Source organism: Anabaena sp. CCY 9402-a, assembly GCF_963920945.1.
Taxonomy (GTDB): domain Bacteria; phylum Cyanobacteriota; class Cyanobacteriia; order Cyanobacteriales; family Nostocaceae; genus Trichormus; species Trichormus minutissimus.
Genome location: NZ_CAWUDL010000023.1, coordinates 33,946 through 47,895, shown reverse-complemented (window position 1 = coordinate 47,895; position 13,950 = coordinate 33,946). Strand labels below are relative to the sequence as shown.

Annotated in this window: 14 protein-coding genes; 7 read left to right on the top strand and 7 right to left on the bottom strand. The window is 41.6% G+C overall.

The window, feature by feature from the left end; genetic code table 11:
* Window positions 1-72 precede the first annotated feature (72 nt).
* Window positions 73-213 carry a hypothetical protein gene (locus ACM0OR_RS10810; RefSeq protein WP_414576220.1) on the top strand — a complete coding sequence of 47 codons (141 nt, stop codon included), beginning with the start codon at window positions 73-75 and terminating at the stop codon, window positions 211-213.
* On the opposite strand, the gene ACM0OR_RS10805 is transcribed toward ACM0OR_RS10810, so the two are convergent.
* The 3 genes from ACM0OR_RS10805 to ACM0OR_RS10795 all read right to left on the bottom strand — a co-directional run bounded on the left by ACM0OR_RS10805 (window position 210) and on the right by ACM0OR_RS10795 (window position 4,739).
* A complete protein-coding gene (locus ACM0OR_RS10805) occupies window positions 210-2,048 on the bottom strand; it encodes an N-acetylmuramoyl-L-alanine amidase (RefSeq protein WP_414576219.1) in 1,839 nt (612 codons plus the stop codon). The two genes, ACM0OR_RS10810 and ACM0OR_RS10805, sit on opposite strands and share 4 nt — an antisense overlap.
* A gap of 711 nt (window positions 2,049-2,759) precedes the next feature.
* Window positions 2,760-4,139 carry a cation:proton antiporter gene (locus tag ACM0OR_RS10800; RefSeq protein ID WP_323265536.1) on the bottom strand — a complete coding sequence of 460 codons (1,380 nt, stop codon included), beginning with the start codon at window positions 4,137-4,139 and terminating at the stop codon, window positions 2,760-2,762.
* 180 nt (window positions 4,140-4,319) lie between these two features.
* Window positions 4,320-4,739 carry an EVE domain-containing protein gene (locus tag ACM0OR_RS10795; protein WP_414576218.1) on the bottom strand — a complete coding sequence of 140 codons (420 nt, stop codon included), beginning with the start codon at window positions 4,737-4,739 and terminating at the stop codon, window positions 4,320-4,322.
* Window positions 4,740-5,094: 355 nt separating this feature from the next.
* On the opposite strand from ACM0OR_RS10795, the gene ACM0OR_RS10790 reads away from it, so the two are divergent.
* A complete protein-coding gene (locus tag ACM0OR_RS10790; RefSeq protein WP_414576217.1) occupies window positions 5,095-5,841 on the top strand; it encodes an SIMPL domain-containing protein in 747 nt (248 codons plus the stop codon).
* Window positions 5,842-5,890: 49 nt separating this feature from the next.
* Here the strand turns inward: ACM0OR_RS10790 and ACM0OR_RS10785 are convergent, their stop codons facing one another.
* Window positions 5,891-6,256 (bottom strand): single-stranded DNA-binding protein, encoded by a 366-nt coding sequence (locus tag ACM0OR_RS10785; protein ID WP_190696303.1) that lies wholly within the window; start codon window positions 6,254-6,256, stop codon window positions 5,891-5,893.
* Window positions 6,257-6,624: 368 nt separating this feature from the next.
* On the opposite strand from ACM0OR_RS10785, the gene ACM0OR_RS10780 reads away from it, so the two are divergent.
* From ACM0OR_RS10780 to ribD, 4 genes are all read left to right on the top strand, one after another.
* Window positions 6,625-7,632, top strand: coding sequence for a rod shape-determining protein (locus ACM0OR_RS10780; RefSeq protein WP_323265605.1), 1,008 nt, complete (start codon window positions 6,625-6,627; stop codon window positions 7,630-7,632).
* Window positions 7,633-7,728: 96 nt separating this feature from the next.
* Window positions 7,729-8,550, top strand: coding sequence for a rod shape-determining protein MreC (gene mreC / locus ACM0OR_RS10775; protein ID WP_323265539.1), 822 nt, complete (start codon window positions 7,729-7,731; stop codon window positions 8,548-8,550).
* An 18-nt stretch (window positions 8,551-8,568) separates the two neighbouring features.
* Window positions 8,569-9,174, top strand: a complete 606-nt coding sequence (gene mreD / locus ACM0OR_RS10770) for a rod shape-determining protein MreD (RefSeq protein ID WP_414576236.1) — start codon at window positions 8,569-8,571, stop codon at window positions 9,172-9,174.
* Window positions 9,175-9,289: 115 nt separating this feature from the next.
* A complete protein-coding gene (ribD, locus tag ACM0OR_RS10765) occupies window positions 9,290-10,495 on the top strand; it encodes a bifunctional diaminohydroxyphosphoribosylaminopyrimidine deaminase/5-amino-6-(5-phosphoribosylamino)uracil reductase RibD (protein ID WP_414576216.1) in 1,206 nt (401 codons plus the stop codon).
* Window positions 10,496-10,564: 69 nt separating this feature from the next.
* Here ribD and ACM0OR_RS10760 read toward each other — a convergent pair whose 3' ends face one another.
* From ACM0OR_RS10760 to ACM0OR_RS10750, 3 genes are all read right to left on the bottom strand, one after another.
* Window positions 10,565-10,780 carry a hypothetical protein gene (locus tag ACM0OR_RS10760; protein ID WP_323265541.1) on the bottom strand — a complete coding sequence of 72 codons (216 nt, stop codon included), beginning with the start codon at window positions 10,778-10,780 and terminating at the stop codon, window positions 10,565-10,567.
* Window positions 10,781-11,273: 493 nt separating this feature from the next.
* Window positions 11,274-11,660: a 6-pyruvoyl tetrahydropterin synthase family protein gene (locus ACM0OR_RS10755; protein WP_323265542.1), complete on the bottom strand. Its 387-nt coding sequence runs from the start codon at window positions 11,658-11,660 to the stop codon at window positions 11,274-11,276.
* Between the two features lie 150 nt (window positions 11,661-11,810).
* Entirely contained in the window at window positions 11,811-12,347 is a 537-nt protein-coding gene (locus ACM0OR_RS10750; RefSeq protein WP_414576215.1) for a hypothetical protein, read from the bottom strand.
* A gap of 384 nt (window positions 12,348-12,731) precedes the next feature.
* On the opposite strand from ACM0OR_RS10750, the gene ACM0OR_RS10745 reads away from it, so the two are divergent.
* Window positions 12,732-13,742, top strand: a complete 1,011-nt coding sequence (locus tag ACM0OR_RS10745; protein ID WP_414576214.1) for an AAA family ATPase — start codon at window positions 12,732-12,734, stop codon at window positions 13,740-13,742.
* The last annotated feature ends 208 nt before the right edge of the window (window positions 13,743-13,950 follow it).

The following is a 13,950-nucleotide window of genomic DNA, read 5'->3' as shown; positions in this document are numbered from 1 at the left end:
TAAAAATAAAGCTGATGGCGTTGTATCTTAGCACGCACTTTTGATTTTGCCATGCTATTTGTCCATAAATTTATGGCTAAATTCAGCACAGACACTTTTGTAGATGCCAGCGATCGCTTTATTTTGAACCACGGTGTCAGAGAAAAGAGATTTTCATGCTTGGTTGTGGGTTTTTTCGGTGAGGTGAGTAGCTTTCAGGAGAATTACTGTTAGCGTTTGAGATATTGGAGAATACCGCGAGCGATCGCATCTGCCATTTGGTTTTGGAAAGCTGTACTTCGCAACTTAGCCGAGTCCTCTCGACCAGTCAAAAAACCTGTTTCCACCAGAATAGAGGGCATGGAGCTTTTTCTGAGGACAAAAAATCTAGCTCGCCGTACTCCCCTATCTCTAACATTCACACTTTGGCGAATGCTGTTATGAACTGCGCGAGCTAAACCCAAACCACTGTCGTAATAATAGGTTTCCAGACCATTGACATCTGTGCGTCCTCCACCGATGGCGTTAGCGTGGATACTGACAAACACATCAGCACCAGCTCTTTCTGCCATCTGTACTCTTCCTGGTAAACTCACAAAGTTGTCAGAGTTACGCGTCATCACCACTTGCACACCGTTTTGTTGTAAAACTTGAGCAATGCGTTGGCTAATGGGTAATATGACATCTTTTTCACGTAGTCCACCGATACCAATTGCACCTGGGTCTTTACCACCATGTCCGGGGTCAATCAATACTACGACCTTACCTCTAGGAAGAGGACGTGTTGGTTGAGTTACAGGTTGAGGATTTCGAGGGTCTGGTAGTTGTCCTTGGATGGGAGGTAAAGGTGGTGTGGTGATGTTCCGACGCGAGCCTTGTAATTCCAAAGCCAAAAGCTGATTACCGACTTGGTTGAGTGATCCAACTTGAACTCCGGCAGCTGGTTGGACTAAGACAACTACAGTATTAGGGTTTTGGGTTTGCAACCGGACTCTGAGGATAGGACTATTAGCTTGAAAATTTGGACCTTTAACGTTAGGAGCTAACTTAGCGTTAGTAATAGCAATGCGGAACAAACCAGTATTTCTATCCCAACCACTGGTAGCAGATACATTTTGATCGGCGCGAATAACTAATTGGTTATTGGCTAGATCAATAGATTGAATCGTTGCTACTTCATTACTGGCAGGTAATTTGCTAGGTACAGTAATATTATTTGCTGAGTTATCAGAATTATCATTTCCTGGTAGTCTGACAACCCGACTGGGGAGAACTACCAAACCACCAGCACTACTGGAGGTGACGCGCCAGTCAGGGCTATTTTTATCTACCCTTAAAGTCATGCGGACAGACGGTTTACTGGTTTGCAGTTGGTTGAGTTCTATGCGGCTCACACCATGCTTGTTGACAGTAATATTTCGCTGGGTGAGACGTGGTGACAAACTTGCACCAGCAATATCCATAAAAATGGTAGCGCGATCGCGGCTGCGATTGACCTTAATTTGAGGATTACCGCCACTGGTACGAACAAAAAAACCATCCCCAGTTACTTGTAAATTTTCAACTTGAGTCGTTCCAGCTGCGGTGGCAGTAACGACATTATTAGAAAACTCTGGTTTAGCGTCAGACTCCAACGTAACTACGTTGTAAACACTACTTGGGTTAGACTCTGCCCTTTCCGCCGTTGGGGTGGGTAATTGAACAGTCCAACGACTACTAGTAATGCCAACAAATTTGATTTGTTCGGGGTCGAGGGTATAACCAGGAGCGAGTTCCACAACTATTCGGGTGGTTTGGGGGTCAAATTGCCCCACACGCACTGCTCGAATCGCACCCCCTACCTGTTGGGTGGACTGGGGTTTGCCAAAAGTTATGCCTGGTAAGTCAATAACTACGCGTGTGGGGCTAAAAATTAGTTGTGCTTTCGGTTGTACTGCTCCTGTGGTGTTAATCTCCAAACGGTTTTGATTAGCATCAAATCGCCAAGAATTCAAACTTGTTGCCCAAGTTGGCGATGAAAGTAACAACACCGTTCCCACAGTTCCAGTTAGTAGCCAGTCTAGTTTCACAATCCTTTCTCCTGATTCGCATTCATGAGAGCTTTCTACAGTTATCAGTAAACAGTTATTAGTTATCAGTCTGAGGAAAGCAACCTTGATAATTGTTCACTGTTTACTGATTTAATATCTCAACATATTGGTCAGTCGTCACACCTTCACCACCGAAATATTTAGTTACAGTAACTTTCTTGGATTTGAAAATGGGTATAAAATTACAAATTAATGGGTTAGAATTTCAGTATGCCCGCAATTTTCACCTAACTATCAGGACATACTATTTCTCCTCATAAAGCATCAGATGCAACAATGAGTTGACCAGATATTTATTATTGATTTTCTTGATTGCTGGTATCGAATTTTTAGGTAAAAACTCCAACTAATGTTAAATGATGGGACAAGATTTCTAGTCGCTACCTTTTAATTACTGAACAATCATCATAGATTAAGATTGACAAAAAGATAAAACTGGTAACAAATAACATTCCAAATGTTAGTACGAATGAACCGAGAAATACAATTCACAATGACAGGGGACGGATAATCTAGGACAGAAGTTTCCCAACGATTAGGCATTAGGTATTGATTGGGATGCAAAAAAATTCTTTCCAGTCCCCATTCCCCAGTCCCCAGTCCCCAGCTTTTCAATGAGTGGATTTGCAATTTTAGATTTTGGATTGAATAATCTAAAATCTAAAATCTAAAATTCTCAGTCCCCAGTCCTTATTCCTCTAAAATCAGCTTCTCTGAATCTTCTGCTACTTTGTCTGATTCAGGAAAAACAAACCTTAACAAGGGAGGGGCTAAGAAGGTAGTGAGAATAACCATCATGATAATTGCTGCCCCTAATGATGGAGAAAGAACGCCACTGGCAGATCCAACTCCGGCAAAAACCAATCCGACTTCACCTCTAGGAATCATACCTACACCAATAGCTAGGCGGTTAATTTGGGATTCACCAAAGATGCTAAAGCCTGTGATCACTTTACCGAGAATTGCGACGGCAATCAGGAAAATTGCCATAATTAGACCTTCCCTATTGCTGGGAATGGCTGGATTTAATACTCCTAAGTCCGTTTTTGCGCCTACAGTGACAAAGAAGATAGGCACGAGCATATCAGCGATGGGGCAGACTTGCCTTTGCAGTTCTTTACGCTTATCTGTTTCTTCTAAGACAAGACCAGCCGCAAATGCTCCCAGAATGGCTTCCAATTGAATGACGGCGGCAAAGTATGCCATTACAAAAGCGAAGATAAATGCTGGTATCACCAAGCTACCCCGTGTTTTGAGGTTATCAGCGATCGCCACAAATGTCTTGTTGAAAACGTTGCCCAGGACAATTGCACCCAGCAGAAAACCACTAGCACTGATAATTAAGTAAATTACACTGCTCACATCTACTGCGCCGTCTTTGGCTAGGCTAGCTACCACGGCTAAAACAATAATTCCTAGTACGTCATCAATGACCGCAGCCCCCAGAATAATCTGCCCTTCTTTGGAATTGAGTCGCCCTAATTCTGATAGCACTTTGGAAGTAATCCCAATACTGGTAGCAGTCAAAGCTGCGCCTGCAAAGATGGCAGGTACCGCGTCAATACCAAACAACATCATCAAACCTACCGTACCTGCTGTAAAAGGTACGACTACTCCCACAAAAGCTACTACTATGGCTTGGATACCAACAGCCATCAAGTCTTTTAAGTTTGACTCCAAGCCAATTTCAAACAGTAGGATGATCACACCTAATTCAGCCAAAACAGAAACGACCTCTGATTGAGCTGCAAATACTTCTGGTGTAGCTTCAGGAGTTAAACCAGCTGTAGTTTGTAGAAAAGTCATAATCAAAGAACTAGAACTATCTACACTACCTTCTGGAAACACCAATAGATGTAAAACAGAGACACCTACAAATACACCACCTACAAGTTCGCCCAAAACAGGTGGCAAACCTACTCGGTTGGATAACTCTCCACCAACTTTACTAGCTAGGTAAATTACCACTAAACTCAGTAGTACAGCAGCCACTACCATTGAACTATCTGCGGCTGTAGTCGTACTAGCCAACAGAGGAAAACAGAGGTTGATTGCACTTAAAAACTGCATTTGTTACGCGTTGTTCCGTGAACATCCTTCTCTTTCATTGTTACGTTAATTCTTGGAGAGATGAATTAGACAACTCTGAAAATGCTTGTTAGGCAAAATCCTTGAATTATGCCTAACAAGCATTTTGGGTAACACATAATTAATTTCTGGAGATGTCTATTAATTTTGTTGACAAGAGCTTTATATGGACGCGCTACTGCTTGCTAATTCCAGCAGGTATTGCCAATAAACATCAGGTATTGGTACTACGGATAATCTGGGAAGTCTCAATAAATCAAACTCTGCAAACTTTCCGATTTGCTTAATCTGGGATAGAGTCACAGACTGGCTAACTCTTTGCAATGATCGCACATCGACAACTACCCGCTTGAGATCATCTAACGCCGGGTCTGGATAAGGTTGACTAGTTATCTCGGCTACACCCATAATTTGCCGTTCTTTACCAGTGTGATAAATAAATGCCAAATCTCCAGACTGCATTGTTCGTATATGTTTGAGTGCTAGGGCATTGTTAACACCATCCCAAACTGTACTGCCATCTCGTTCTAAATCAAAGTATGAGTAATTGTCTGGTTCGGTTTTGAGCAGCCAATATGCCATGAGAAAATGCCTGTTTTGTAGTCAGGAACTGAAGACAGAGGAAATTTTACCTCAATCCCCTCGTTTTGTGATTCTTCACCAGGGTTATATGGCGAAAAGGGGAAAGATCAAAATATCGGGACTTCATCGTTTTTGCTGATTTCACATGGTATCTCTACTTCAGTACCTATTATTAAAAATTTTGGTGTAATTTTTAGTTTCAAAAAATGTAACCGTTATAGAGTTTGACGATACAACTGTCAAAGTAGAAACATACAAATTGTATCAAGTCGAGACATTAAATTCTTAATGACAAATGGCTAGATACGACTTATTCAAAGTATGTGTACACATTTTTCAGAGGAGTGTAAGTCTTATGTCTAGAACTGCTTTATTTGCTACTCAGTGGAGTGCTGGGAAATTTTGGCAAACTCTACCATTAGTTTTGCTGGTATTTGTGACTTTTGGACAGCCTGGAATGGCGCAAGAAAAAGAAAGATTATTGCGGACGTTGACTGTCACAGGTAGAGGTGAAGAATCAATCCCCACAACTATTTCAGAAGTGAGCTTGGGGGTAGAGATTCAGGGAAAAACTGCTCAAGAAGTACAACAAGAAGCTGCTCGGAGGTCATCGGCGGTAGTGGCTTTCCTCAAAAGTCGCAATGTAGACAAATTACAGACTACGGGGATTCGTCTAAATCCAGTTTATAGTTACACCAACAATGTACAGCGAATTACTGGATATGCTGCTAATAATACCGTCAGCTTCCGTATTACGACGGAGAAAGCTGGGACACTGTTAGATGAAGCTGTAAAAGCTGGGGCGACCCAAATTAATAGTATCAGGTTTGTGGCTACTGATGAAGCGATCGCATCTGCTAGACAACAAGCTTTAAAGGAAGCTACCCAAGAAGCTCAAAAACAAGCTGAAGCTGTGTTTAATGCTCTTGGATTGCAGTCAAAGGAGGTAGTAAGTATTCAAATTAATGGTGCAAGTCCACCGCCACCACCCATGTTATATCGTGCAGAGGCGGCTAAGTTAGCCAACTCCGACGCTTCCACCCCTGTAATTGGTGGTGAACAAGAAGTTGAAGCATCGGTAACGTTGCAAATTAGTTATTAGGTATCTGGTGAAAAAGTAGAGACGTAGCAATGCTACATCTCTACTCCCATTAAAAATGTTCTGAAGGGAAGTCGCCGCCTCCTCCTCCATCTCTATCTTGCTTAGAACCTAGTAGTTCTAGTTGGTCTACTCTAATAATAGGTGTAGAACGGTTAGCTCCAGTTTGGCGATCGCTCCATGTGTCAAACTTCAAAGAACCTTTGATCCCAATTAAACTACCTTTGCGGACATAATTCCCAGCTACTTCTGCTGTCTTGTCCCATAGTTCTAAAGTGAACCAGTCAGGCTCATCACTATTACGAGTTCTCCGTTTAACTGCTAGTGTTAATCTACACTTAACACTACCAGACTCGAAATACTTGATATCTGGATCACCACCTACCCGACCAACTAAAGTGACGATATTAATACTCATGTGCTTCACCTTTTAGTACAAAAGTACTTATTTATTCTGACTCTAATCATAACTAATTGTGACTAACTTGGAAATCTGTGAACAACTGCACTACAAATTTAGGTATAAAAATAAGCAGAATTTCCAGAACAATCTGAAAAAATATACGGATATACTCAACTAGTCAAAGGATATCAGATTGGTAGATGTAAAAAACTAGGTAAGAATTACCGTCATTCACCACAAAATAGGATATTGGGCTGGACTCTAGAGCAAAAAAATAATAGAATCCAGCACGATTCTCTTTAACAGTTGTAGTCTAGAATTATCGCAAATTAGGGGGCGTGAGACGAGTGGGTCTGTTCAGGAACTTTCGCACATCGTGGGATATGGGTATCGACCTCGGTACTGCCAATACCCTCGTTTATGTGTCTGGTAAAGGTATTGTACTCCAAGAACCTTCTGTAGTTGCTATCGATCAAAACGAAAAGGTAGCTCTAGCCGTAGGAGAAGAAGCTAAAAGAATGCTCGGTCGCACACCGGGAAATGTCATCGCTTTGCGACCTTTGCGCGATGGTGTCATCGCTGATTTCGACACAGCAGAGTTGATGCTGAAAAGCTTTATTCAGCGTGTTAATGAAGGTAGGTCTTTGATATTACCTCGAATTGTCATTGGCATACCGAGTGGTGTCACTGGCGTAGAAAGAAGAGCTGTTATGGATGCAGCAGCTCAAGCTGGAGCAAGAGAAGTTTATTTAATTGATGAACCAGTAGCAGCAGCTATTGGAGCAGGACTCCCAGTAGCAGAACCAACTGGTAATATGATTATCGACATTGGTGGGGGTACAACAGAAGTTGCCGTGCTGAGTCTCCAAGGGACTGTGATCAGTGAATCAGTACGCATTGCTGGCGATGAATTAACGGAAGCCATCATCATGTATCTGAAAAAAGTGCATAACTTGGTGATTGGGGAACGGACTGCGGAAGATATCAAAATTCGGATTGGTTCTGCCTATCCCACCCATGATGATAATGATTCAATGATGGAAGTGCGGGGTTTACACTTGCTTTCTGGTCTACCCAGAACTGTCACCATTAAAGGGCCAGAAATTCGTGAAAGTATGCTAGAGCCGCTATCTGTGATCATCGAAGCGGTGAAGCGCACTTTGGAACGTACACCCCCAGAACTAGCCTCAGACATTATTGACAGAGGCATTATGCTAGCTGGTGGCGGTGCTTTGCTCAAGGGAATAGATACCCTCATTAGCCACGAAACAGGTATTGTTACTCATATTGCTGCTGATCCTCTCAGTTGCGTTGTGTTGGGAACAGGGCGGGTGCTAGAAAACTTCAAACAGCTAGAACGGGTGTTTAGCGGGCGTTCTCGAAATATGTAATCAAAAAATTTTAGATATTGGGTTCTATTTGGTTGTAATTTGGGTTTTATATAAATAGAATCCAGTATTTTTTGAATTTATAGAAATAGGTTATCGATGGTTACTCTACGTCGTTGGTGGGATCGCAAAACCTTACAAGTCGGTTTAGTTGCTTTAGCTTTGGGTGGTGCTTGGGTATTACGCCAGACCCAAGGAGAATTTCTATTGGAAGTATACGAGCTAATCACCCGTCCTGTACAAATGTTACAAACGGGGACAACTCCTGAAGAACGTCAAGAAGAACTGCTCAAAAATGCTCAGTTTTTGGAGTTACAAACACGGATTACTGAACTGGAAAGTCAAAATCAAAAACTCCAAAATTTACTAGGTTACGCTGAAAAAGAGCCACTAGCATCACGACCAATTCCCGCCAGAGTGATAGGACGTAGTGCTGATCATTGGTGGCAACAAGTGACCATCAACCGTGGCTCAAATGTGGGCATTCAGAAAGGTTATGTTGTAAAAGCTGAAGGGGGATTAGTTGGTCTAGTAGAAAGTGTCACACCTAACACCAGCCGCATATTGTTAATCAGTGACCTCAAAAGTCAAGTTGGTGTCACCATTAGCCGGACTTCCGCCAAAGGTGTATTGAGGGGAGATTCTTCTGCCGAAGCTGTATTAGAGTTTTATGAAAAAGTCCCTAATGTGAAAGTGGGAGACTTAGTTTCTACGTCTATGTATAGTCAGAGATTCCCCACAGGTTTAGCGGTGGGAAAAATCAAGTCGCTAGATTTGAAAAAACTTCCAGCTTCTATAGCTAAAGTTGAACTTTTTCCCCAAATTAGTACCCTAGATTGGGTTGCGGTCTATCCCAAACCCAAAAATCCAGAGTTGGAAAATCAGCAATCAGCAAACCCGAAAGCACAAAAATCTAATTAAACTAAGTCTCTCAAAATGGTGAAGATACCTTCATTTAGTGGCAAGTCAAAACCGCCAGAGCGAAAATTCCGAACCAGAAAAAAATTTTTGGCGGATTGGCATCCAGGTTGGTTACGTGTAGTAGATTGGAGCATCACAGTTGGGTCTGTGTTTTTATGTTTGCTATTATTACCAACGCGCTTTCCTGGCACGGAATTATTGCGAATTGGGCCAAATTGGTTATTAATTTGGGTGGTTGCTTGGAGTGTAAAGCGATCTGTCTGGGCGGGAACATTAGCAGGTATTATCTTAGGTCTACTTCAGGATGCTATGACTTCGCCTGAACCATCTCATGCTATCACTTTGGGTTTTGTAGGATTTTTGACGGCACTAATTCAGAAGCCGCGTTTTATCCAGGAAGACTTTATTTCCATTGCCTTAATTGTCTTCGTAATGGCAATTATTGCAGAAACTGGGTTTGGGTTGTTATTAAATTTAGCAGGCGATCGCTCCACAGATTTCATCTGGGCATACTATCAGCGCGTCACCCTAGCTTCCGCCATTCTCAGCAGTCTCTGGGCGCCCGTTCTCTACTATCCCCTCAATGTTTGGTGGGAGAAGATGAAATTAGTCAATAGTCATTAGTTATTAGTCATTAATGGTTTTCCCCAATCCCCAACGATCGCCTAGGGATATTACTCTGTAAGTATCGCTATTAAAGCAGTTAGCGTGCAGAATATTTACAGTATTGCCCAAGATTATGGATAACTTGCCAGTGGTTGCTCAAGCGGGTGCATCCCAACCAAATAACACTCAGGATAATGAATTTCTAGTGCGATCGCCAGTTGATTCTCATTCCCAAATCCCACAACCTGTAGGTAGTGAGTTTGATCGGGCGATGATGCAACGGTGTTTGGAACTTGCCCGCCGTGCTTTGGGACGCACTTCACCTAATCCGTTAGTGGGGGCAGTAATTGTTAAAAATGGGCAGATTGTCGGGGAAGGTTTTCATCCCCGTGCTGGCGAACCTCATGCCGAAGTTTTTGCCCTAAAAGACGCTGGAGAACTAGCTCGTGGTGCTACAGCCTATGTGAGTCTTGAACCTTGTAATCATTACGGCCGAACTCCACCTTGTTCAGAAGCTTTAGTGGCGGCTGGTGTGGCTAGGGTAGTGGTGGGAATGGTTGATCCTAACCCCTTGGTAGCTGGTGGTGGGATTCAGCGTTTGCGATCGGCGGGAATTGAGGTGTTAGTGGGAGTAGAAGCGGAAGCTTGCCAGCAACTTAATGAAGCTTTTGTCTATCGCATTCTGCACAAACGACCTTTAGGTATTTTGAAATACGCTATGACTTTAGATGGTAAAATCGCCACTAATTCCGGTCATAGTGCTTGGGTTACAAACCAAGCAGCGCGTAGCGAAGTTCATCAATTACGGGCTGGTTGCGATGCGGTGATTGTGGGTGGGAATACTGTTCGTCAAGATAATCCTTACCTCACTAGCCATCAACTAGAGGCTCACAATCCCCTGCGGGTGGTGATGAGTCGCTCTCTCAATTTACCTACAGATGCCCGTCTGTGGCAAACAGCAGAAGCACCCACTTTGGTATTGACACAAGTCGGTGCTAACCCAGATTTCCAAAAATTCTTACTGGAACAAGGGGTTGAGGTATTAGAGTTACCATCTCTCACGCCACAAACGGCAATAGAACATTTATATGTGCGGGGTTTTTGTAGTGTGTTGTGGGAATGTGGCGGGACTTTAGCAGCCAGAGCAATATCTGAAGGTGCAGTGCAGAAAATTTTAGCCTTTATTGCCCCCAAAATTATCGGTGGTAATCATGCACCGACACCTGTGGGTGACTTAGGTTTAAATACTATGACAGAGGCTTTGCTTTTAGAACGTGTTTGTTGGCGTGTCGTTGGTGGCGATTGTTTGGTAGAAGGTTATTTGCCACACAAGAATTAATAAACAGTAGTTCATAGTCAATAGCAGTAACTATTGGCTATGGATTAGTAATTTGTAGATAGGTTACTATCAACACTGTTTATCATAAGCAATATCACGTATTAAAGATAGCCGAGATTGGATGTAGTCAGTCAGGAAGTCAGTTTCATTAGGCTCTAAAAATGCTTGCGTTGTTGTTTGGTGTGCTAACCATTGCACCAAGCTAGCATCATCCATCTGCAAGAGTGTTTTGGTTTGGGAGTTTTCAACAACCGCCCAGAGTTGACGCAGAATTGTAGGAGTCATCAGACCTCAATTTAATCATTTAGCTTAGTTGTTTTCAGATTACACAATTACAGCAGCAGATCACGACATTAACGTACAAGCTGAGACAAGTATTATTAAAAACTTAATATAGGGTTTTAAAACTTGATTAATTTTAAGAATGTAAGCACTACATTAAATAATTAACAAAAGTTAAAATTCAGTCAATTTCTGAGGCTGGGGATTGGACTTTTAAGTGCTTATTTGTGAGTAAATAAGATTTAATCTACTCACACCATATAGTACAGTTCAATGAAATGTACTCAGAGCAAATACTTGTTATAGATGATTAAATAGTTGATTTATCTAAGAAAATTCTACCATTTATGCCCAAAAAATTGATTATTAGCACTTATTTGGAATTATATTGGAGACTGGGGACAGCCCTGGTGAATGAAATCTATGCTATACAGACAAAACCCGCACAGGCGGGTTTCTCTCTTTTCTTGGCTAAATTCGGTAGGTATATTTAATTTCAATCTTCGTACTCTACCCAGCTATTAGGTGTCTCAGAAACATGGACTTTTAGCTGTACTTCTGGCGGTAATTTTTTCTTGGTTTCGTCGTAGATATACTTAGCAATCATTTCCGCAGTTGTCTCATATTCAGGAGACATAACTTCATTTAAAACAGAGTGATCAAGTCCGCCTTTTGTGGCATCTTGTTTTGCCCAACGTAGCGTTCTAAAATCAGCTACCATAACTGGGTTTGGACAGTATTGTGAAGCGTATAGTTGTGTAGATGTTGCTTCAATGCGGACTTGATAATTATGCCCGTGCATTCGACCACAGGGGCCATTGTAATCTTTAATGTAGTGAGCAGCATTAAAGGTAAATTCTGTTACGACTTTCCATTTAGGCATTTTAATACAACCTCTTAGTTGATTATTAAATTAATTTCATATCTCTTTATATTATGAGAGTGAACAACAATATATTTACACTTATTGTTGAGTGTTCAGATCCCCGACTTCTCAAAGAAGTCAGGTATCTTGTTTCTCGTAAGAATCGCATTACTGACCAACATCGAGGTTAAGATAGAAACTTTTATCAACCACTCTATAACTACCATCATACTTAATTATAGGGATGCTAACTTGGTGTTGTCCTGCTGCTAGTTGCCATGAGTTTGGAAAGTTGCTGATATTGTGACAGCCTGTGTTAATGGGAAAAGTGCTAGAAGTTGATAGCATATCTTGATAATTCTCAATGCTATCTTTAAATAAATATACCTTGGCTTCTAATTTGTTGAGTTTTACTTCAGTTGGTATGCAATAAGTTAAGCTTAAAAATTTCATTGTATCCCCAGCTTTTAGAGGAAGACGTTGGTTAGATTTAACTTGTTGTGGTTCATCGCTATTAATCTGCACAACTAAATGAGCAACGCATACTTTATTGGCAATAGTTGGATGGCATTCTGAAGCGTTAGAATTTGATGGATTGGTAGGAGCGGGATTAGTAGAAGTGTTCCCTTGTGAACTAGGTTTATTGATGAAAGCTGATCCTAAAGTTGCAGCAGCAGTGATCAGAGCAACTAGGATAGGGGTCATAACTTTTAATGTGGAAAGTTTCATATTTAGATAACTCCAGAAAATTTTTATCTCTTATTTATTAGATTATCTGGGTAGTTATATTTTGTCGGTATGTGGACGTATGAGTTATTACTCTCGATACTTTTCAGGTAGGTAGGTCAAAGTAGGTTCAAGTTGGTTTGACTAATCGCCCTCAGTAAATAGCCAGTCCATGCACAGGCTTTAACGTGAGTTCAATAGGTTTTAAAAACCCCTCTCCAAAGACGCGGAGAGGGGTTGGGGAGAGATCATCGAACTCACGTGGATTTAAGGCTAACGATAACGCAGTAAAACTGACATTTATGCAAAAATATTCTCGATTTTGGGTTAGTATGAATAACTACCAGTCATTTGTAGCAACTAATGAACGGAGAAGACGCATTTACTTTTATTGATAGCCTGGTTGCTTCCAAAAATGGGGCTGGTTTTAGTGATGCAGAAAAGGCTGTGTTTTTAGGAATCTGGGAAGATAAGTTTTATCGTGTGATTGCTGAAGAAATCAATTTTGGGGAGCAATCTGTAAAAGAAATAGGAGGTAGGTTATTTAATAAGATTTCTGAAGTGTCTCAAGTAGAAATCAAGATTCAGAAAAATAATTTTAAAATCTCAATAGAGAAAATATATAATCAGCAACCTACACAAATCCTAACTACCTCAAAATCAACTTTAGAACTTATCAACCCTTTTATTCCCCAACAAGGGAGAGTAGAAGATGCACAACTGTTTTTTGGACGGAAGCGAGAAATACAACAGATATTTGAGGTGCTGAACAGTGGTAGTAGTGTAGTTATTGTAGGCGAGGAAGGAATTGGGAAGTCTTCTCTGTTATGGGCAATTTGTCAACAAGCAGAAAATCAGCTTCAGCGTCAGCCAGTATTTCTAGATTTGAATTGCGTTGATGATGAGGAAGAATTCTACAAAGCTTTGTGTTACGAGATGGGTATCCCTGAAAGTAAGGGCTATATGCTAACTCGCAATTTACGAGATAAACGAGTGCTGCTAGCTATAGATAATGTGGGTAAGTTGAGTTGGCAAGGGTTTACTCGCCAAGTGCGGGATTATTTGCGGGGTTTAGCTGAAGGTAGTAATCTGCGGTTGGTTTTAGCTGCAACTGAACCTTTAGATAAGTTATTTAACGATAGTCAGGATAATGGTAAAACTTCGCCACTTGCGGGGATTTGTCAAGAGGAACATATAAAGCTTTGGGATGAAATCAGTAGCCGTGATTTTATTAGCTGTCGTCTGGCTATGACTTCAGTGAGTTTTACTGAGGAGGAAATCATGCAACTGATTCAAGAAAGTGGCGGACATCCTCGGAAACTGATGGGGTTGTGTTATCTAACTTACTCGCGGTATTTGGCAGGTGCGAGATGAAATCTAGTATTTTGATTTCTTCCTCCAATACGGTTCGGATAAGCAGGGGAGGCAGGGGAGGAAACCCGCATTTCTCACAAACAGTAGGGGCGGGTTCACAGATATGCTCGAATCATTCACGAATATTTCGCTCAACCCGCCCCTACGGACTCTGGACTGAGGTTGCAAGAATTGGTGAAAAATCCGGGTTAATGTATCGCCTGACATT